General features: G+C 44.5%; 23 protein-coding genes and 1 pseudogene. 1 reads left to right on the top strand and 23 read right to left on the bottom strand.

Annotated features, from left to right (window positions below; all coding sequences use genetic code 11):
• The 20 genes from DQM55_RS08745 to DQM55_RS08840 all read right to left on the bottom strand — a co-directional run bounded on the left by DQM55_RS08745 (window position 1) and on the right by DQM55_RS08840 (window position 15,183).
• A complete protein-coding gene (locus DQM55_RS08745; RefSeq protein ID WP_111676247.1) occupies window positions 1–492 on the bottom strand; it encodes a DUF6773 family protein in 492 nt (163 codons plus the stop codon).
• Between the two features lie 14 nt (window positions 493–506).
• Window positions 507–704, bottom strand: a complete 198-nt coding sequence (locus DQM55_RS08750; protein ID WP_111676249.1) for a helix-turn-helix transcriptional regulator — start codon at window positions 702–704, stop codon at window positions 507–509.
• Window positions 697–885, bottom strand: a complete 189-nt coding sequence (locus DQM55_RS08755) for a hypothetical protein (RefSeq protein WP_111676251.1) — start codon at window positions 883–885, stop codon at window positions 697–699. The genes DQM55_RS08750 and DQM55_RS08755 overlap by 8 nt, the downstream gene beginning before the upstream one ends.
• Before the next feature lie 135 nt (window positions 886–1,020).
• Window positions 1,021–1,563: an ECF-type riboflavin transporter substrate-binding protein gene (locus DQM55_RS08760; RefSeq protein WP_002907093.1), complete on the bottom strand. Its 543-nt coding sequence runs from the start codon at window positions 1,561–1,563 to the stop codon at window positions 1,021–1,023.
• Between the two features lie 11 nt (window positions 1,564–1,574).
• Complete coding sequence (locus DQM55_RS08765) at window positions 1,575–2,420, bottom strand: SAM hydrolase/SAM-dependent halogenase family protein (RefSeq protein ID WP_111676253.1); 846 nt, start codon at window positions 2,418–2,420, stop codon at window positions 1,575–1,577.
• A gap of 31 nt (window positions 2,421–2,451) precedes the next feature.
• Window positions 2,452–3,045: an MptD family putative ECF transporter S component gene (locus DQM55_RS08770; protein WP_111676255.1), complete on the bottom strand. Its 594-nt coding sequence runs from the start codon at window positions 3,043–3,045 to the stop codon at window positions 2,452–2,454.
• 16 nt (window positions 3,046–3,061) lie between these two features.
• On the bottom strand, window positions 3,062–4,444 hold the full coding sequence (locus DQM55_RS08775) for a M20/M25/M40 family metallo-hydrolase (RefSeq protein ID WP_111676257.1): 1,383 nt from the start codon (window positions 4,442–4,444) through the stop codon (window positions 3,062–3,064).
• A 117-nt stretch (window positions 4,445–4,561) separates the two neighbouring features.
• Window positions 4,562–5,389, bottom strand: a complete 828-nt coding sequence (locus tag DQM55_RS08780; protein ID WP_111676259.1) for an amino acid ABC transporter substrate-binding protein — start codon at window positions 5,387–5,389, stop codon at window positions 4,562–4,564.
• Between the two features lie 118 nt (window positions 5,390–5,507).
• Window positions 5,508–6,650 (bottom strand): M20 peptidase aminoacylase family protein, encoded by a 1,143-nt coding sequence (locus DQM55_RS08785; RefSeq protein WP_111676261.1) that lies wholly within the window; start codon window positions 6,648–6,650, stop codon window positions 5,508–5,510.
• Window positions 6,651–7,025: 375 nt separating this feature from the next.
• Window positions 7,026–7,742, bottom strand: a complete 717-nt coding sequence (locus tag DQM55_RS08790; protein WP_002907099.1) for a YebC/PmpR family DNA-binding transcriptional regulator — start codon at window positions 7,740–7,742, stop codon at window positions 7,026–7,028.
• A gap of 240 nt (window positions 7,743–7,982) precedes the next feature.
• On the bottom strand, window positions 7,983–8,348 hold the full coding sequence (locus DQM55_RS08795; RefSeq protein ID WP_172454788.1) for a hypothetical protein: 366 nt from the start codon (window positions 8,346–8,348) through the stop codon (window positions 7,983–7,985).
• 230 nt (window positions 8,349–8,578) lie between these two features.
• The gene (locus tag DQM55_RS08800; RefSeq protein ID WP_111676263.1) at window positions 8,579–9,382 is read right to left on the bottom strand and encodes a DUF6612 family protein; all 804 of its coding nucleotides are present in this window, start codon (window positions 9,380–9,382) and stop codon (window positions 8,579–8,581) included.
• Between the two features lie 205 nt (window positions 9,383–9,587).
• Window positions 9,588–10,682 (bottom strand): nucleotidyltransferase, encoded by a 1,095-nt coding sequence (locus tag DQM55_RS08805; RefSeq protein WP_111676278.1) that lies wholly within the window; start codon window positions 10,680–10,682, stop codon window positions 9,588–9,590.
• Window position 10,683: 1 nt separating this feature from the next.
• Complete coding sequence (locus tag DQM55_RS08810; RefSeq protein ID WP_111676280.1) at window positions 10,684–11,418, bottom strand: class I SAM-dependent DNA methyltransferase; 735 nt, start codon at window positions 11,416–11,418, stop codon at window positions 10,684–10,686.
• Window positions 11,419–11,492: 74 nt separating this feature from the next.
• On the bottom strand, window positions 11,493–11,858 hold the full coding sequence (gene rsfS / locus DQM55_RS08815) for a ribosome silencing factor (RefSeq protein WP_002901020.1): 366 nt from the start codon (window positions 11,856–11,858) through the stop codon (window positions 11,493–11,495).
• 9 nt (window positions 11,859–11,867) lie between these two features.
• Complete coding sequence (gene yqeK, locus DQM55_RS08820) at window positions 11,868–12,470, bottom strand: bis(5'-nucleosyl)-tetraphosphatase (symmetrical) YqeK (protein WP_111676282.1); 603 nt, start codon at window positions 12,468–12,470, stop codon at window positions 11,868–11,870.
• Window positions 12,467–13,099 carry a nicotinate-nucleotide adenylyltransferase gene (locus tag DQM55_RS08825; protein ID WP_111676284.1) on the bottom strand — a complete coding sequence of 211 codons (633 nt, stop codon included), beginning with the start codon at window positions 13,097–13,099 and terminating at the stop codon, window positions 12,467–12,469. The genes yqeK and DQM55_RS08825 overlap by 4 nt, the downstream gene beginning before the upstream one ends.
• A 28-nt stretch (window positions 13,100–13,127) precedes the next feature.
• Window positions 13,128–13,439 (bottom strand): ribosome assembly RNA-binding protein YhbY, encoded by a 312-nt coding sequence (gene yhbY, locus DQM55_RS08830; RefSeq protein ID WP_002896287.1) that lies wholly within the window; start codon window positions 13,437–13,439, stop codon window positions 13,128–13,130.
• Window positions 13,440–13,546: 107 nt separating this feature from the next.
• On the bottom strand, window positions 13,547–14,653 hold the full coding sequence (yqeH, locus tag DQM55_RS08835) for a ribosome biogenesis GTPase YqeH (RefSeq protein ID WP_111676286.1): 1,107 nt from the start codon (window positions 14,651–14,653) through the stop codon (window positions 13,547–13,549).
• Window positions 14,654–14,655: 2 nt separating this feature from the next.
• The gene (locus DQM55_RS08840; protein WP_172454753.1) at window positions 14,656–15,183 is read right to left on the bottom strand and encodes a YqeG family HAD IIIA-type phosphatase; all 528 of its coding nucleotides are present in this window, start codon (window positions 15,181–15,183) and stop codon (window positions 14,656–14,658) included.
• Window positions 15,184–15,317: 134 nt separating this feature from the next.
• On the opposite strand from DQM55_RS08840, the gene DQM55_RS08845 reads away from it, so the two are divergent.
• Entirely contained in the window at window positions 15,318–15,944 is a 627-nt protein-coding gene (locus DQM55_RS08845) for a TVP38/TMEM64 family protein (RefSeq protein WP_111676288.1), read from the top strand.
• A 31-nt stretch (window positions 15,945–15,975) separates the two neighbouring features.
• Here the strand turns inward: DQM55_RS08845 and DQM55_RS11840 are convergent.
• The 3 genes and pseudogenes from DQM55_RS11840 to DQM55_RS08860 all read right to left on the bottom strand — a co-directional run.
• Window positions 15,976–16,256, bottom strand: a pseudogene (locus DQM55_RS11840) (EamA family transporter); the annotation flags it as partial.
• Window positions 16,257–16,362: 106 nt separating this feature from the next.
• Window positions 16,363–17,409 carry a 2,3-butanediol dehydrogenase gene (locus tag DQM55_RS08855; RefSeq protein WP_111676955.1) on the bottom strand — a complete coding sequence of 349 codons (1,047 nt, stop codon included), beginning with the start codon at window positions 17,407–17,409 and terminating at the stop codon, window positions 16,363–16,365.
• Between the two features lie 121 nt (window positions 17,410–17,530).
• Window positions 17,531–17,887 carry a hypothetical protein gene (locus tag DQM55_RS08860; RefSeq protein WP_002907115.1) on the bottom strand — a complete coding sequence of 119 codons (357 nt, stop codon included), beginning with the start codon at window positions 17,885–17,887 and terminating at the stop codon, window positions 17,531–17,533.
• Window positions 17,888–17,943: the final 56 nt, after the last annotated feature.

Here is a 17,943-nt window from a genome sequence, read left to right on the forward strand (position 1 = left end):
TCAACGCTCTTCTTCCAATTGATCCAAATACTTCTCAAAGCGCTTTTTCTGCCATTTATTTATATACTCCAAGAAAATATTGACCAGCAGCATAAAGGGAAAGTAAATGACAAAAGTAATTAAAATAGCGAATAGAAACATGGGGTGAAAAACACTATTATGATAAATAGCATGATTCAGTTGGAAATTCTGGCAGGCAATCAAGAAAGTCAGAAAGCCTGTCGAAACCAGTAAGCCCCAGATAGTAAGACTGAAACTATTGTAATAATTGGCTCCCAGATACTGAGCTCGACACATGAAATAAAGAGAGGCAATGGCAATCAGAACCACGAAGGACTGATAGTGAATGGCTCCAGCATTCATAGCTACAGAACCAGCATATAAGGCTAGACTACCATACAGCAAAAGACTAAAAGCCTCCATGCCGGCCTTGTTGACCAGTTGCTCTTCCCGCTCGTCCAAGATTTGTCGTTTAATAAGTTTAATTTTCATGACTAGTCCTTTCTCTATTCAATCCAAAACAATTGATCCAGCGTCTTATTGAGACATTTGCAAATTGCTAAACATAAACTGAGACTGGGATTGTACTTACCCGCCTCAATCAGGCCAATGGTCTGGCGGGTCACTCCGATAGCATCTGCCAAGTCCCCCTGGGTCATATCATGCTCAGCTCGTGCCATTTTTAGCCTAAGATTTTTAACCATGGTCATCATCCTTATCATTTTTCTTCTTTGTTGCTATGCCTAAAAGTGCACAACCAATTGTAATATCACTGCCAGCAAAAATAAGAAAAGTCTGATTTTGATTGTTCAGTCCTATAACCAAAAAAATGATACCCAAAACAAGCCAAATAAGTGGTGAATATATATTTTTGATGTTTTTCATATCGCTTCTCCCTTCATTTTTATAAGTCTATTATACAATATATTTTAAATAATGCAATATATAAATTACATTTTGTTTTTTATTTTGTACAAAAAAAGACTGGGAATTCTCCCAATCTGTCAATTTTTGATGTAATCAATCCTTTTTCAGACTTCCTGCGCGTGTGCGGGTGCGAGCGTAAGCAGTCAGCAAGACTGTACCGATGACTGCTACTGTCGCAGAATTCACCAGAATTGCTACAATACTTTGAGCAATAACCTTATTGACCGGCTCACCAGATACAATCACGTCACCAATCGGGCCGATTAGCCAAGCGATTGCATTGGCTCCAAACTGAATCAAGTTAAAGCGGATAATATCCTTGACTTCAAATTTGCCATCTTCTACTTGGAAGAATTTTCTAAAGAAACCAACCAATAGACCAAAGACTCCGCTGCCAGCAATCCAGAACCACCAAAGTCCGCCACCGCTCATAGCGTCTTTAATGGCATGGCCAATGAAGCCCATCAGGAAACCAACGATTGGTCCAAAAATGACGCTAAAAAGAGCTTGCAGAGGGTATTGGAGCTGGATGCTGGTATTGGGTACAGGCGTTGGGATATTGATCATTCCGATGACCACGAATAGGGCAGCTCCAATTCCTGTTGCGACTACGTTTCTGATTGTATTATTTTTCATGTTCTTCTTCCTTAATTTTCAATTCTCTTGATTTCAATATGCCATTGGGCACCGACGCCAACATTGTAGGCCTTAGCAAAGGAACCTTGGTTAATCGCTAAGCCAACCCGATAGAGGGAGTTAATATAGAGGATAGGCTGACCGATGCGGACATCCGCAAAGGACTTGCCATAGGTTACTTGGTTTTGATAAACCAGCATGTCATTGTTGTAGATGGTAACCTCGAAGCGGTCGCCAAATTCTGGTTCTAAGGTGCAGAATTCCTCGCGGGTGATAGAGGTCCAGAGAGAACCAAAGCGGACATCCAGGATATCAATAGCTCCGCTGACATAATTCTCCGCAAGCGTAGTCTCTACTACCTGAATTTCGACAATGTCTTCAACTTTAAGCTCCGGTCCAACTTCTTCAAAGCTGATATGGCCGCTGGCTAGCTTGGCACCTGTATAGGCATAGACATCACGACCGTGGAAAGTGTAGGAATGCTCCGTATCCTTGCGGCGATTTTCCACTTCAGAAATTTCCCGAATGGCCTCAATGCCGACATGCTTCTTGATGAAAGACAGGGTGCCGTTATCAGGCGTAACGATGTACTGACCCTTTTTAGTCTTGGCTACCACACTCTTACGCTTTGAGCCCACACCCGGATCCACTACCGACACAAAGGTCGTTCCTGCTGGCCAGTAATTAACTGTCTGAAAAAGGCGATAGCTTCCCTCAAAGATATTGTAAGGGGTGATATCGTGAGTCAGATGATGAATTTTCAGAATGGGCGACTCTTCTAGTGCCACTCCGATCATGGCTGACACAGCTCCATCTACCAGACCAAAGTCCGACTGGAGTACGAGTAAATTGTTCATGTTTTCTCCTTAGTTATATTTACAATAATATTTAGACTGAAGCTGACTTGGAAAGTCTAGCTTTAAGGATTTTCCTTCCTAACAGGAATCCAAGTAAAGCGCCCAGTAAAATGCTAACTACAAACCAGAGGACTAAGCTAGGTTCTGGCTTAAGCATGACCTGCTCAATATAAGCCTGAGTCTTTCCTCTGGCAAGAAGACTAGCTTCGTACTGCTTGGGTGCCAGCCACATTAGGAAAATAGGACCCGCTGTGCTAAAGCTGAAAACCATAAAAGCCAGCAAGCTTCTAACAGTCTTTTGATAGCCGCCTGACCGAGCTATAAGATCCGCTAAAATACCACAAATCAAACCAGGTAGAAAGGCCCCAAAGCCATGTCGACTAAGCAGAAAGAAGAGACCCAGCAGACAACCTAGGCCGCTGATCAGACCGAAGGTCTTTATTTTCTCAGTATAGAAGATAAACAGAACTCCGCCAAAGAAAGCTGTAAAAGCTGGAGCGTAAAACATATTGCCTGAGCGGTCAAATAAAAGCCCAATCAAGACGCCTAAGATCATGGCTAAAAAATAAAAGAGGTAAAAGAAGCCAGCCTGCTTTAGTTTGTCTTTTCTTATAGAGTATAGCATAAGTCTTCCTTTCCCGCTAGTTAGCTTGACGGTAACTGCCAATCAAATCTTGAATGAGCTCTATATGTGTATAGTAATCAGCAATTTTCACATTCTCATCTCCGCCATGGTCTCGGCTGTTGGCATTTCCAAGTCCGAAAGCTGCCATAGGAACCTCCAAGGCTTCATAGACCGTGTGCATCGGACCAGTTCCAGCTGAAGTCGGCAGTACAGAGACGCCCTCTTGATAATAATCTTTAGCCAGCTCGATAAGATTAAGAATGGATGGTGCGCTCATGTCGCTGCGATAGCTCATCTCTCCCAAGGTATAGGTCAGTTCAACAGCCGGATAGCCATTCTTGTCCAGCTGCTGACGAATCTTGTCCAAAACATCTTGTGGCACCAGACCAGGCACCAGACGAACTTCCATCTTGGCTTGAGCATCTGAAGGCAAAATGGTTTTAACCCCTTGGCCTTGATAGCCTGATCCAAAACCTTCAATATTCAGCGAAGGTTCAAAGTAAAAGCGACGGAGGAATTCCTTCCGCCCGTCCAATAGAACTGGCAATTTTAAACCGTAGACTTGACTTAACTCTTCAGGAGTCCGCAGTGCATATTCCTCAATCAGAGCCAGCTCCCGTTCATTTGGCTCTTGAACCTGTTCATGAATGCCTTCAACTAAGATGCGGCCGTCTGGACTGCGCAAGCTGGATAAAGCATTGAGCAAATACCAAGGAGCGGAATTGATAACCCCGCCGAAGCTGGAATGGATATCTACATCTGCACTTTTGACCGTCATATCGAAGGTAACAATCCCCTTGTTACCGCCCGAGATTTCCAACTGTCCTAAATTGTTGCGGCTGCCTTGCTCCCAAACCAGCAAATCTGCTCCTCGCAGGCGTTTGCGATGCTTGGCCAGATATTTATCCAAATCTGTCGAAGCAGACTCTTCTGCCCCTTCCATCATAAAGATGATATTGACTGGCAAATCACCATGCTCTCGAATATACTTGCGAACAGCCGTCAGACGAGCGGTAATGTGCCCCTTGTCATCATCCACTCCTCGCCCATACATAACTCCGTAATGAACAGATAGTGTAAAGGGATCATTGGTCCAAGGCTGGTCATCATCTGCCGGCACTGTATCGTAGTGGTTGTAGAAAATAATGGTCTTAGCGGCAGGATTTGAAGAAAGAAACTCCGCTAAAATAAATGGAGCAGTATAGCTATCGTCAATCATGACCTTGGCACCTGCAGCTGTAAAAATCTCTCCCAAATAGTTGGCTACTTCCTGAAGGCCAACCTGCTGGGCAAAGATTGATTTTTTAGAGATCAAGGTCCGCAGCACTTCAAAATAGTGCTGGGCTACCTCGTCGTTTTCAAATTTCTTGATTTGTTCAGTCTCAGTTGAGAAAGGCATGCGTTACTCCTATTAACAGCAGATAAAGGGCTGGGGAAATAAGCTTCCCCGCCCTTATCGTATTTCTTGTATCAAAGTCTAGTCAGCCAAATTGCAGACTGGACTTGATGGGATTTCTTACTTGATATCTTTTGCATCTGGCAGGTAAGAACCGCCAAAGAATTCTTGTGATAGTTTTTCAAGCGTACCATCCTCATAGAGTTCCTTGATTCGCTTGTTGACAAATTTTTGCAGGTCTTCCTGACCGCTTGCAATAATCGGATAGACATAAGGTTGCTGGTCGCTTGGAAGCTCAATCACTTCCAGATTTTTCAAGCCTTGGTCTTTGATAATAGACTCTACAGTTATGCGCTCAAAAACCTTATAGTCCGTACGGCCGTCATTCAGATTGGCCAAGATTTGCTGAATGGTTCCGTCCGTATAATTGATTTTTGTCGGATTATCGCTATGTTCCTTGTTATAGTCCTCTAGTTGCTGAGCTGTTGAAGTCCCCTGAACAACCTCAGTAGACTTGCCGCCAATGTCATCCAGCGATTTAATGCCCTCACCTTTACGGACAACTAAAACTATTGGATTTTTCGCATATGGACTAGCATAGAGATATTTGTTAGCTCGTTCTTCAGAGTAGCTGATATTATTGGCACCGATCTGGTAGCGGTCGCTGTCCAGACCTGAGAAAATAGAAGCCCACTTGGTCTTATTGAAATTGACTTCATACTTGTCTGAGTCCTTAAAGATAGCACGAAGGACTTCGATATCGTAGCCAGTCAGTTTACCGTCTTTATCCTCGTATGAAAATGGTTTGGTCGTTCCCACTGTTCCGACTTCTACCTTTGTTTTCTCTGTTTTCTTCTCACTTGATGATGAGCAAGCCACCAAGGCACCAATAGCCAAGACACTGACGGCTGCCAGAGAGAAGTATTTCAAGGTTTTCTTCAGGTTCATATTTCGAATTCCTCCTAAAAAGTCTTTCTTTATCATATCAAATAAGGAGAAACTTGACCATTATATATTTTTTATGGAGGTGATAGCTTTTCTTTATCAGCTTTGAGGCAGTCATTATTTAAGCTTTCTGCCTGTAGTGCTGCAGGAGAAAGAGGGCACTTTCGACATAGTAAGGAACGGAAACTTTGAAAGCTTCGTCGTCAATGACCATGCTGTCGTGATGGAGGTCAGGAGCATTTTCTGCCCCATTTGAGCCGATAAAGGCAAAAACGCCTGGAAGCTTCTCCTGATAAAAGGCAAAATCTTCTCCAGCCGAGGAAGGACTGGCTGGCAGGATCTCTGCCAGATTCTGTGAGTGCTCATAGAGCAGCTCGGCCAATTCGGGGTCATTATAGGTTACTGGCGGAGTATGGTCCCAAGAAATCCTGACTTGAGCCCCAAAATTCTCCGCTGTATTCTCTACAATTCGGATAAAGTCTTCCTTGAGACGCTGCTGCAAGGTCGGATTGAAGCTGCGAATCGTTCCTTCAAAAAAGCCCGACTGCGGCAATACATTCCAGGTCGCTCCCGCTTCTATATGGGTTACAGACAAGACAGCAGCTTCAAAAGGAGACACAGTACGGGCCACTAGAGCCTGCAGATTTTGAATCATACCAGTCAAGGTCAATACTGTATCAACACCCAGATCTGGCCTAGCCGCATGGCTGCTGACTCCTTCTACCTCCACCTTGAACTTCTCAACCCCAGCCATCATGGCTCCAGCTTTAAGTGCCAACTGTCCCGCCTTGAGCTGCGGCATATTGTGAAAACCGATAATAGCTGACACATCGTCCAGCAGACCTGTCGCAAGAACCTGACTGGCTCCCTGAGAAGTTTCCTCAGCTGGCTGGAAAATCAGACGGATTGTCCCTCTCAAATCTCCTTCCATAGCCTTGAGCAGCTCCGCTGCCCCCAAAAGGCTGGTCTGATGAAAATCATGGCCGCAAGCGTGCATGACGCCTGAATTCTGACTGGCATAAGGCAGACCGGTTCGCTCCAAAATAGGCAGAGCATCAATATCAGTCCTCAGGGCAATAACCGGTTTGCCAGAGCCAACCTCGGCAACTAGGCCCGTTTTCAGATCAGATTCCAAAATCCTAATCTCCAAATCTTCCAGGTAGGCTTTTAGGAAAGCCGTCGTTTCAAATTCCTGCCCAGACAGCTCTGGATGCTGATGAAGATAATGCCGCGTTTGCATCAGTTTATCATAAAATTTTTTCATGGCCGACTCCTTTACTCGAATACACCTATCTACCATCCAGTATAGCACAAAGCTGGACGCAGAAACAAAAATAGAGAGCAAATAATCAATAATCAGCCCTCTAATTTTGCTATTATGATATATCGCCTTCGAAGGAGATGACAATGGATTCATAAGAAAAATCAAGCTCCAAGACCCACTCGCCATCTGCCTTGACAAATTTCAACTGATAATCTCGTTCTGGTTTGGAAGCAAGGCACAGTCAGCCAAATTCGTCTCCTTCATAAGTTAATACTATGACTTTTGTACTTTACCATACTTAGCTGCACTGGTAGATACAGTTTGAGACTTCTCATCACAGAAAAACCTGTAGCTCCAACTACAGGTCAAGTATCTTTAGAATCCATCTACATTCGTATAGATTTTTTGGACATCTTCGTCGTCTTCTAAAACGCTATAAAGCTTTTCAAAGGTTTCGAGGTCTTCACCGGTCAACTCTACTTCAGACTGAGGAATCATTTCAAGCTCGGTTACTTGGAATTCTTGAATGCCAGATTCACGCAGAGCCACGATAGCCTTGTGAAGGTCAGTTGGCGCTGTATAAACAGTGATGCTTCCTTCTTCTGCTTCAACATCATCAACATCCACATCCGCTTCCAGCAGCTGTTCAAAGACACTGTCAGCGTCGTCCCCCGCAAAGACAATCACGCCTTTATTATCAAATAAATAGGCTACAGAGCCGCTAGCTCCCATATTGCCGCCATTTTTACCAAAAGCAGCACGGACATTGGCTGCAGTCCGATTGACATTTGAAGTCAGAGTATCGACAATCAGCATAGAACCGTTTGGCCCAAATCCTTCATAGCGGCCTTCAGTAAAGGTTTCGTCAGTGTTTCCTTTTGCCTTATCAATGGCTTTGTCAATGACATGCTTCGGCACTTGAGCCTGCTTAGCCCGGTCAATAACAAATTTCAAAGCTGTGTTAGACTCTGGATCTGGATCACCCTTTTTAGCTGCTACATAGATTTCTACACCAAACTTAGCATATACTTTTGAGTTCGCGCCGTCTTTGGCCGTTTTCTTTGCCACAATATTGGCCCATTTACGTCCCATTGGAGATTCTCCTTTTGATAAATTACATTTTTAATCTTTCTTATTATAACACAGGGAATCAGAAAAATCACTAAGAAAAAATGATAGCTTTTAGAAGAACCAGCTTGGTTTCTTTAACTTTACACCTATTTCTATTCCATAAAAAATCCAGTCGCTAAAAGAGCAACTGGACAGTACATTCTATTTCCTGAAACTAGCAGGCCTGTCATAACGGACCTTTGCCGAAATCCATCAAAAATATCACTGATAATTTTTCACAATAGGCAAATCCGGTTTGCATCTGCTTAAGCAGGCAAAGACATCTTCTATTCGGCCATCTAAAAAAGTAACATCTACTCGAACGGACTTGCCATGATAAGGCTTGATATATAGGTAGTCTCTCCGATAGTACCTGACTCCCAGTCGAAAAGAAGCCTGCCCATCAGAAGTTCTTCCCCAAGCCGGCCGGTAAAAAACACTTTCCAGTTGATTCCAAGCAAAGCTATGCTCTTTCAAGAAAGCACCTCGCACGGTCAAGCCCCGTTCTGTTCCTGCAAGAACAAAGCAATTTTTACTCAGCTTGCGCCCCGCATGGACTATTGCAAAGATTTCGACTATAGCAGTCATGAAAAAAGCAAGTATAAAAGGCAAACTGAACGAGCGTATTCCTGCTCCAGGCATGGCCTTTTCGAAAGAAAATAGTATAAAGTAAGCTAAAGTTCCGAAAATAAGGCTTAAGGCTAAAAAGACAGATGCCAAGATGACTATGGTCAAATAGAGTCCTCTACGGTAGCGAAAAGCAAACAATAAAGGCATGGCTTTTCCTTTCTTTCTCAGCTAATAGTTTTGCTTATGCTTTACTGAGGCGCCTTAAACTCATCTTCCTCTACCTTATTCCAGTCAGAATATTGAGTATCTGTTTGAACATCCAAACTACCTTCTTCACCCTTATAAGATAGACCTAGCTTGAAGTCTTTTAAGAATAAGGTCTTTTTATCCAAGCGTACTTCTAACTTCTTATCCATATCTGCCTGAGTAACACCTGTCAGCTCTAGTTTGAATTCTTCACCAAAGAGCCCCAGTAAATCAGCATTTTTACTACTTAATTTAAAGATATATTCATCACCGCTTTCCTTTACAGTGACATCATCAGCCATTTGATAAAAGCCATCCATGAGTTTGAAATAATCGGGCTGAACATAATAATCTGCCCCGCTTCCCATTTCTTGCTTAGTCCATGTTCCATTTTTAGAAGAACGAGTATACAAAAGTTTATCCTCTCCGCCTGGCATAATCGCTTCTTGATAACTCTCCTGACCGCTCTCTTTTCCATCTATTACTAAATGCCCCTTGGCCAGCTCATCCGTGCTTTTATCATAGAGAAGATCCCCGCTCATCGTTTGAGTTTTATTGGAACCATCTACAGTGATAGATAATTTCACCTTCATTTTCATTGAAGTTAGATCTTCATTCGCAGTTTCTGCTTTCTCCAAGAGTTCTTCAATATCGTCAGAAGAAGTATTTTTTTGGCTCTCACGGGAGCTATTCTCAGTACCACCTTGATTCTTTTGAGAATGCTTCTGCCCAATCAAGCTACAAGCCCCTAAACTAAGCGTAAGCAAGGCTGTAAGGGCCATAAAGGTAATCTTTTTGAATTTCATGAGTCTTCCTCCTTTGAGACATGGATAGGAAAGATAATCATTCAATCAGCATAGCAATGTTTTATTGACCGAATGTTAGCTTTCATACCTACAATCAAACCACTAAAATGCAAATCATGCTCCTTAGTGAAAACAAGTTTGTTTTTTTATTATACCATTTTTTATTTACCATCGCAAACAAAGCAAAAAGGCTGAACATTCAGCCTTACTTGTCTTTCATAATCGGAACCCGTCCAAAATTCTGCTCCCAAAGTGCGGGATTGCCTAGCTGATAGACCTTGTCAGCCTGCTGGGTTAGACTATCCCATGGCTCCTTGCCGATACGGCTGACCAAATCAACTTTTCCCTTAAGCTGGGACAAATGCTGGCGCCCCTGCTCGGAAAAGCCTAAAATATGAACACCTGACGGAAGCTCTTCTTGCCTAGCTCCGACTAGGATATGGGTCAGCAGACGCCGGACCCGAGCCTTGGTATAGCGCTTGGTCGCCACCTGTTCAACTAGCTCTTCTATGGTCTCACTGCTTTTCAAGGCCACTCTAATCCTGACGGCCAACTCCTGATTGACCTGGTAAAAATCTGTCAAATCCGGACTTGTCACTATCTGGTAACGGAGATAGGGAAAAAAGTCCGACCAGGTCACCTTGGGAGCCATCTTAATCAGCTCATGAGCTGGGGTGAATTTCTTGAGTAAGTCTGGCTGATCCAGATTCTGACGAAGGGCAGTTGCAGAGGCAAATTCTTGATTAGCTGATAAGGAATGGTAGCCAGCCCCCTGGCGTTGAATTGGACACAGTTTTGTATCTCTTCCCGCCACAGCCTTGGCATAGGCCAAGCCCAAGATATGGTTGGGCGTAGAGCCTGAGAAATTGAGCCCTGCAAACTCCTGCCACATGGCCTGAGTCTTCTGAGGATAAGATAGGGAATCAGGCAAGCTGGCCAAATAAGCCTCCATCTGCTCTGCCTTTTCACCATAGACCTTGGAAATACTCTCGTAGTCCAGCACTTCCTCAGTTCCAAACATTAGATGATCAATGCCCAGTCTCTCTAAGATGTCTACTGCACCCTTAGCAAAAAAGTCCGCCGCCTGAACGCTGATCAAGAAAGGCAGCTCAAGGACCAGATCCGCTCCAGCTTCCAAAGCCATCTGTGCCCGAGTCCACTTGTCCACGATAGCCGGCTCCCCTCGCTGAACAAAATTGCCACTCATAGCGATAATTTTTAGACCAGAAGCCTGCTCCAGCAGATATTTGTGCCCATTATGAAAAGGATTAAACTCTGCGATAATACCGGTAACTGTCATCTCATTTCTCCGCCACAAAGAACCAGCGAGCGCTCTTGTCAGTCGGCTCCTTGTCCTCAAAGTCCGCGTAAACCTTGACATTCTTAAAGCCAGCCTGCTCCAGCAAGATATCATAGGTCAGAATCTCATAGGTCCGCTCCTCATGCACCTCATCATGGCGCGTGAAACGCCCATCCTCCTCTTGGACAAAGAAGGTCAGCTCATGCACGATGGAATGAGGCGGTTCGTCCGCATAAGAATCCCAGACCATAGCAAAGGTTTCAGCATTTTCGTGATAGGAATAGCCAGGAAAAACCTCGTCAATCTGGTAAATCGAGTGCACATCAAAGATAAAGCGACCGCCCTCATTTAGATGCTGGTAGACTTGAGTGAAAACCTGACCGACATCGACTTCGTCCTCCATATAGCAAATGGAGTCTGAGTAACAAGTCACCAAATCAAACTGACCAACGCCGCTCAAATCCAGCATATTGCCCTGGATAAAGGGAATGTCCAAACCGGCCTCTCTGCTACGCTTCTCTGCCAAATCCAGCATTTCCTGACTCAAATCCAACCCCGTCACATCAAAACCAGCCTGCTTAAAATAAATAGACTGAATGCCCGTTCCACAGGCCAGCTCCAGCAGCTTTTTCTTATCCTTGGGAAAATGACGCAGGCTGAAATCTGTCCACTTCTCATACAAAGAATCATCCATAATCGCATCGTAAACCGACGCGAAGGTTTCATAAGTTGCCATACTTTTCCTTTCAAAAATAGCTCAGCCAGCAGGCTGACTGAGCTAAATTCTGCTTTCTGCCTAAGGGCAAAAAATCACTTGTTTTTTTCTTCCAATAAGGCTGCAACATCCACACCAGTTGCTTCGTGCCACAACTTTTCAAGATTGTAATGCGCCCGCATCTCCTCTGAAAAGACATGGACAACCACACCGCCCAAGTCTAAGAGCACCCAGCCGCCAGCTGCGTCTCCCTCAACATGACCAGCAGAAACACCCGCCGCCGCAGCTTTCTCACGGATATTTTCAGCGACTGCATCCAGCTGACGACTGTTCATCGAGCTGACGATGACAAAGTAATCTGTCACAGTAGTCAGACCTTGCAAATCCAAAGCTACAATATCTTCTGCACGCTTTTCATCGGCCGCCTTCACGACCAGTTCTAATAATTCTTGTTCTTTCATAGTTCCTCTTTAATTTTCTTCTATTTCCTTCAAATATCCTACAAAGGCATTGTAAGTCTCCAAGGTCTGCGGATAGATGGGCATTCCTTTGTGAGCCAAATGCTCTACTGTCCTTGCTGTTTCGTAGGCCACAGCCTGATTAAGCGACCGTTGAGCCAGCTCTCTAGCCTTATCCACTCCCGGAAAGTCTCGGTTGTGCTCAATGTAGTCAGCTACGTAGACCACCTTGTCCAGCTCAGACATGGTATCACTGCCCACTGTATGAATCTCGATGGCTCGCAGTATCTCAGCATCTTCGATGCCTAAATCTTCCTGAATCTTGTAAATGCCCACCATTCCATGCCAGACATTGTTGCCCCAGTTTTTTAGGTCAGGATCCAGCCGGTATTTGTCAATCAAGGCAAGAAAATCCTCGTCCGAGACCTTTTTCGCATAGTCGTGCAAGAGTCCTGCCAGACCCGCTTTTTCGACGTCAAGACTGAAGCGCTCCGCTAATTCACGGGCAGCCTTTTCCACACCTAGACAATGCCGCAGGCGTTTCTCAGGCATGACAGTTTCCATCTTAGCCAGTAAGGCCTCACGACTCATACTGATATAACTTTCATAGGTCATAGGTAAAGCCCTTCTTTCTCAATATAGTCTAAGACCGGCTGAGGCAGCAGGAAATTAGGAGTCCGTCCCTGAGCCAGAAAATCCCGCACCATACTGGAGGAAATATCCATAAGGGGTACATCCACCCAGATAACAGGGTAAGAAGTCCCCGCCTTGTAGCGCGGTCGTTGAACACCGACAAACTGAACCAGCTCAACCAGCTCATCAATCCGGTACCACTTGGGCAGGTAGTCCACCATATCCGCACCGATGATAAAGTAATAGTCCGTATCTGGATGTTGCTCTGTCAGGAGCTTCATAGTGTCGTAGGTATAGGAAATTCCCTTGCGCTCCAGCTCAATGTTTTCAATCCCTAGGCCTTCAATGCCCTCGATAGCCAATTCCAGCATTTTCAGCCGATGCTGCTCATCGATGGTCTCTTTCTTATCCACATGGGGTGGCTCGTACTCTGGCATGAGTAGGACCTGATCCAAGCCTAACTGTTGCCGGACCTGATCCGCCACGACCAAATGAGCATTGTGGACTGGATTGAAATTCCCGCCTAGTATGCCAATCTGCTTGCGTTTTTTATCTTTAACTTCTGGTTCTAATTCCACCTTGGTAAAGGGGGTTAGTAATTCAATAGCCATAGGCTGACATCTCCACAGAAATTTTTCCTTAAATTTGCTTGACTTTGACAGAGAGTTTGCGATTTTCCTTTTTGCTGGACTGCTTGTAGAGAATCAAGATCCGGCCAATCTTCTGCACTGTATCCACTCCGATCTCTTCTTCCAAAATCTCCGCAACTTCATGGATATTCTCATCCGTATTCTGCAAAAGCGTAACCTTAATCAGTTCTCGTGCGTCCAGTGCTTGACGGACGCTGGTTTTGATTTGGTCGTTGAGTCCATTTTTCCCAATCTGAATGATGGGTTTGAGACTGTGTGCCTGACTGTTGAGAAAGGCCCGTTGTTTTGATGTTAGTGTCATGTTCTTCTATAAGGCCTGAGTCAGTTGGGACCTGCTTGTCTCCTAACTGTTCATGGCCTTTTCCTTCCTTATTTTAAGGGGATTTATTCCCCTTGGTTTCTTGAGTATTAAATAATGGCTTTCCGAGTGACAACCGCCACACCCTCTGGCGCCCAGCCAGCTACTCGAGCAGGACCACTGACTCGAATCCAACCCAGACCAGAGAAGACGATATCTGTCTTGTCCTTGATGGTAAATTCATGCTTGACCAAGGCTGGAAATTCTTCCTTTTCCTTGCCAACTGGCGGCACCAAGAGACTGCCGACATGCTTATCATAAAAGTTGCTAGCACCTTGCAACTTGGTCCGGTGGAGCTTAAGCTCATTGTCAAAATAAGCCGTGAAGCCTTGCTTGTCACCTGCCACAAAGTCGAAACGGCCTAGACCACCCAAAAAGAGGGTTTGCTCTGGATTAAGCTGGTAGGTTTTGGGTTTGATTTCCTTTTTGGGACTAATGTATTTGAGATTCTTAGCAGAAAGATAGTGAGCCATCTGGTGACGATGGATAATGCCTGGTGTATCATAGATATGACTGCCATCTGCCAAAGGAATCTCGATTTTATCCAGAGTTGTTCCAGGGAAGCGCGAAGTCGTAATAATATCCTTGTCGCCCGTGATTTCCTGAATAATGGCGTTAATCAAAGTGGACTTGCCCACATTGGTCACGCCGACTACATAAACATCACGTCCCTTACGGCAGTGCTCAATCTCGTCAATCAAGTCCTTGATTGCCTGCTTGTTCTGAGCAGAAGTCAAGACCACATCGACTGGACGCAGGCCTTCTTCGTGAGCCCGCTCTGTCAGCCATTGGGTCACCTTGCTATCCTTGACCGACTTAGGTAAAATGTCCTTTTTATTCCCAACCAAGAGAACATCGTTTCCAGCAACAAAACGAGGCAGGCCAGGAATAACCGAACCATTAAAATCAAAAATATCGACAACATTTACGACCAAAGCATCACTATCTCCAACCTCATGCAGAAGCCGCAGAAAGTCATCATCCGTCAGCTGGACATCGCTGATTTCATTATAATGGCGCAGGCGGAAACAGCGCTGGCAATAGAGTTCGCCTGCCTCCAATCCTTTTTCTAGAGCCGACTGGGGCGTGTAGCCTAGCTTGCCCTTATCTTCTGTCTGAATAGTGGCTCCGCAGCCGATACAGAGAAGTTCTTCCATGCTTAAATTCCTTTTTTGTATTGAATTGGGCCGTATTTTTCAGTAATTTTCTTGAGCACGCGGCGTTCACGCGCCCGATTGACCTGGGTCTTGATAGAGTCGTGCTCGACCAGTGGTTTAACCAAAATCGAACGAATTCCGGCCCGATGAGCAGCTCGAATATCCGTCATGAGCTGATCGCCCACCATGACCACTTCCTTTTTTTCAAAATGAAAAAGCTTGAGCGCTCGGTCAATTCCCCAAGTGAAGGGTTTCATGGCCCAGTAGATATAGTCAATTTCAAACTTTTCAACAGCCCGCTTGACCCGTTTTTGGTTATTATTAGACACCACGATAATCCGAATGCCCGCATCCCGTAAATCATGGAGCCACTTCTTCATCTCTGGGGTCCCATCAGGATTATTCCAAGCAATCAGGGTGTTATCTAAATCAACCAAAACCGCTTTGATGCCCTGCCTTTTTAGACTCTCTATCGTCAAATCGTAAACTGCCTCGACCGCAAAGTCTGGCATATAATCTTCAATCGCCACATCTCTCTCCAAAAATTCGTATTCTCATTATTATAGCATAAAATGGGCTTTTTGGCACCTTCAGCCTCAAGAGTTACAAAAAGGACAAAAGATGATATTATAGTAGTGATAGTATAAATGTCCTGGAGGTTTGTATGACAGAAAAAAATAGGCAGATGCAGGCTGTTTCCCCTCTTTTGCAAAAGATTATCAACTGGTCGTCCGCCATTGGCGCTCTAGGAACGGTGGCCTTTTGTCTTTGGGCATATTTCGCAGGCATTCTCCAGTCCAAGGAAACTCTCTCAGCCTTTATCCAGCAGGCGGGCATTTGGGGACCTCCTCTCTTTATCTTCCTGCAGATTCTACAGACGGTCGTGCCTATTATCCCCGGAGCCCTGACCTCTGTCGCTGGTGTTTTCATCTACGGCCATATCGTCGGCACCATTTATAACTATATCGGTATTGTCATTGGCTGCGCCATTATATTTTATCTGGCGCGCACCTACGGTCCGGCTTTTGTTCAGTCTGTCGTCAGCAAGCGTACTTATTATAAATATATCGGCTGGCTGGATAAGGGCAACCGCTTTGAGCGCTTCTTTATTTTCATGATGATTTGGCCCATCAGTCCAGCCGACTTTCTCTGCATGCTGGCAGCCTTGACTAAGATGACTTTCAAAAAGTACATGCTGATTATCCTTCTTTGCAAGCCCATCACTCTCGTCATCTATACCTACGGACTGACCTATATCATTGATTTTTTCTGGAAAATGGTCTCCAAATAAAAAGAAGTTGATTGAAGAGTCAACTCCTTTTTTATTTATCCTTTTTGTCTCCCATATATAGTGGTTCAACTAGGAGAGGCTGCAGGACTTTTTTTTGCAGCCACAAGTCTTTAAGGGAAATGAGTGAAACAGCTATTAAAATCATAGCAATCCCTATCAGAACAATAACATAAAAGCTCTCTTTCATCAGAAAAAAGCAAAGAAGAACGTTGAAATAGGCTCAATAGAAGCTAGAAGACTGGATTTGACAGGACCTATCAGGGAAGTACCCTTAAAAAAGACCGTGTAGGAAAATATGGTCCTTTTCAAAACTTTTGACATCCCAATCTCTTTCTATATCTTTACTTATTATAGCACAATCCATAAAGAAAAATCAGCCAGTTTTGACTGATTTTTCTTCTCATGATTATGCAAAGATTTATTCTGGTGATACTAAAATCTTAATCTGTGACTTATCCTGAGTCAGCTCGATAAAGCCTTCTTTTACAATATCCTCCAGCTTAATCTTCTTGGTCACAAGCTTGTCAGCAGAGAAATAGCCCTGCTCCATCAGTTCCAGCACCTTAGGGAAAATATGCCGGTAAGCGATAATGCCCTTGAGCGTTTTTTCTTGAATGGCAAATTCATTTGGATTAATGCTGGCTTCTCGTTCCCAGATAGAAACTACCATGCATTCTCCAGCCTTGTGGACAGCAGCCAAAGCTTGTCCCAGCACAACCGGCACCCCGGTCACTTCATAAGATACATCTGCCCCGCCACCAGTTAAACGATGAATAGCAGCTACCACGTCTTCACCCTCTTCTGGTCGCACAATGATGGCCCCAAGCTCCTCTGCCTTGGCTTGGCGTTCTGGAGATAACTCAACACCATAAATCTTAGAGGCACCGGCCGCCCGCAAAGCCTCAACAATCAAGAGCCCGATTGGTCCCAAACCGAAGACCACCGCAGTATCGCCCGTCTTAAGAGCTGACTGACGGACCGCGTAAACAGCCACAGCAGCTGGTTCTGTCAAGGCTGCCTGCTCATAGCTAAGGCTGTCTGGAACTTTGTGAACAATGTCTCCGTCCAAAACACAGTATTTGGCAAAACCTCCGTCTGCCGCCAAACCGACAAAGTTTAGATTAGGGTCCAGATTATAGTCACCGACAAGATTATGCTTAGCCAAAATAGGCTCTACTGTCACCCGATCGCCAACTTTGACCCGTGTCACAGCACTGCCGACCTCAACAATTTCCCCAGCAAACTCATGTCCTAAAGTTACAGGTGCCTTCTGGCCAGAGTAGACATGCTCTGTTTCCGTCGGAATAAAAATCGGTCCGTCCAGATATTCATGCAAGTCAGTTCCACAGATTCCTGTGAACTTGACCGCAATCTTGACCTGATGCGGTTTGACTTCTGGTACATCCACTTCTTCAATACGAACATCTTTAGCGCCATACCAACGCGCAGCATTCATTTTTGCCATAAACATACCTCGCTTTATAATTTATTAGTTTTATTGTAAACCCTTTCAGAAATCTTGTCAAAAGATTAGCTACATTTTCAAAAAATAGCATACAAAAAACCAGCATCAGCTGGTCATAGACTTATTCTGCAATTCTAGCAGTATAAAAAGGCAGAAGGAACAGGAAGCTAATGCACAGAATCAAGAGAATCACACGAAGCCATCCGCCAAATAGAAGCGCAACCACTAAAGTTACTAAATAAACGGAAAAATTAGTAAAATTAGTTTCAATCAGCAAGGTTTGGCCTGCTTTAACTGTCACTGGCTTGGTTTTCATAGGAGCAGATCCCGCACGGACTTCTGCTTCATTAGCCGCAATTGGAAAAACAACCTCTTCTCCGTTTTTGATTGCGCCAACTTTCTGACCATCGATAAAGACTGGAAACTTACCAATAATCCCTACAAAACCTGTCTCGCGTTTGATTTTAATTTCTGACATAAAAGACTCCTTTGTTTTTTCTATTATTTTAACATAACTAATGGCTAAATAAAAGA

Origin of the sequence: Streptococcus sanguinis (assembly GCF_900475275.1) — a bacterium.
Classification (GTDB): Bacteria; Bacillota; Bacilli; order Lactobacillales; family Streptococcaceae; genus Streptococcus; species Streptococcus sanguinis_N.

Bases quoted from the DNA above. Each gene is read 5' to 3' on its own strand.
- DQM55_RS08745 (WP_111676247.1), bottom strand. From the start codon at position 492: ATGAAAATTAAACTTATTAAACGACAAATCTTGGACGAGCGGGAAGAG.
- DQM55_RS08750 (WP_111676249.1), bottom strand. From the start codon at position 704: ATGGTTAAAAATCTTAGGCTAAAAATGGCACGAGCTGAGCATGATATG.
- DQM55_RS08755 (WP_111676251.1), bottom strand. From the start codon at position 885: ATGAAAAACATCAAAAATATATATTCACCACTTATTTGGCTTGTTTTG.
- DQM55_RS08760 (WP_002907093.1), bottom strand. From the start codon at position 1,563: ATGAAAAATAATACAATCAGAAACGTAGTCGCAACAGGAATTGGAGCT.
- DQM55_RS08765 (WP_111676253.1), bottom strand. From the start codon at position 2,420: ATGAACAATTTACTCGTACTCCAGTCGGACTTTGGTCTGGTAGATGGA.
- DQM55_RS08770 (WP_111676255.1), bottom strand. From the start codon at position 3,045: ATGCTATACTCTATAAGAAAAGACAAACTAAAGCAGGCTGGCTTCTTT.
- DQM55_RS08775 (WP_111676257.1), bottom strand. From the start codon at position 4,444: ATGCCTTTCTCAACTGAGACTGAACAAATCAAGAAATTTGAAAACGAC.
- DQM55_RS08780 (WP_111676259.1), bottom strand. From the start codon at position 5,389: ATGAACCTGAAGAAAACCTTGAAATACTTCTCTCTGGCAGCCGTCAGT.
- DQM55_RS08785 (WP_111676261.1), bottom strand. From the start codon at position 6,650: ATGAAAAAATTTTATGATAAACTGATGCAAACGCGGCATTATCTTCAT.
- DQM55_RS08790 (WP_002907099.1), bottom strand. From the start codon at position 7,742: ATGGGACGTAAATGGGCCAATATTGTGGCAAAGAAAACGGCCAAAGAC.
- DQM55_RS08795 (WP_172454788.1), bottom strand. From the start codon at position 8,348: ATGACTGCTATAGTCGAAATCTTTGCAATAGTCCATGCGGGGCGCAAG.
- DQM55_RS08800 (WP_111676263.1), bottom strand. From the start codon at position 9,382: ATGAAATTCAAAAAGATTACCTTTATGGCCCTTACAGCCTTGCTTACG.
- DQM55_RS08805 (WP_111676278.1), bottom strand. From the start codon at position 10,682: ATGACAGTTACCGGTATTATCGCAGAGTTTAATCCTTTTCATAATGGG.
- DQM55_RS08810 (WP_111676280.1), bottom strand. From the start codon at position 11,418: ATGGCAACTTATGAAACCTTCGCGTCGGTTTACGATGCGATTATGGAT.
- rsfS (WP_002901020.1), bottom strand. From the start codon at position 11,858: ATGAAAGAACAAGAATTATTAGAACTGGTCGTGAAGGCGGCCGATGAA.
- yqeK (WP_111676282.1), bottom strand. From the start codon at position 12,470: ATGACCTATGAAAGTTATATCAGTATGAGTCGTGAGGCCTTACTGGCT.
- DQM55_RS08825 (WP_111676284.1), bottom strand. From the start codon at position 13,099: ATGGCTATTGAATTACTAACCCCCTTTACCAAGGTGGAATTAGAACCA.
- yhbY (WP_002896287.1), bottom strand. From the start codon at position 13,439: ATGACACTAACATCAAAACAACGGGCCTTTCTCAACAGTCAGGCACAC.
- yqeH (WP_111676286.1), bottom strand. From the start codon at position 14,653: ATGGAAGAACTTCTCTGTATCGGCTGCGGAGCCACTATTCAGACAGAA.
- DQM55_RS08845 (WP_111676288.1), top strand. From the start codon at position 15,318: ATGACAGAAAAAAATAGGCAGATGCAGGCTGTTTCCCCTCTTTTGCAA.
- DQM55_RS08855 (WP_111676955.1), bottom strand. From the start codon at position 17,409: ATGGCAAAAATGAATGCTGCGCGTTGGTATGGCGCTAAAGATGTTCGT.
- DQM55_RS08860 (WP_002907115.1), bottom strand. From the start codon at position 17,887: ATGTCAGAAATTAAAATCAAACGCGAGACAGGTTTTGTAGGGATTATT.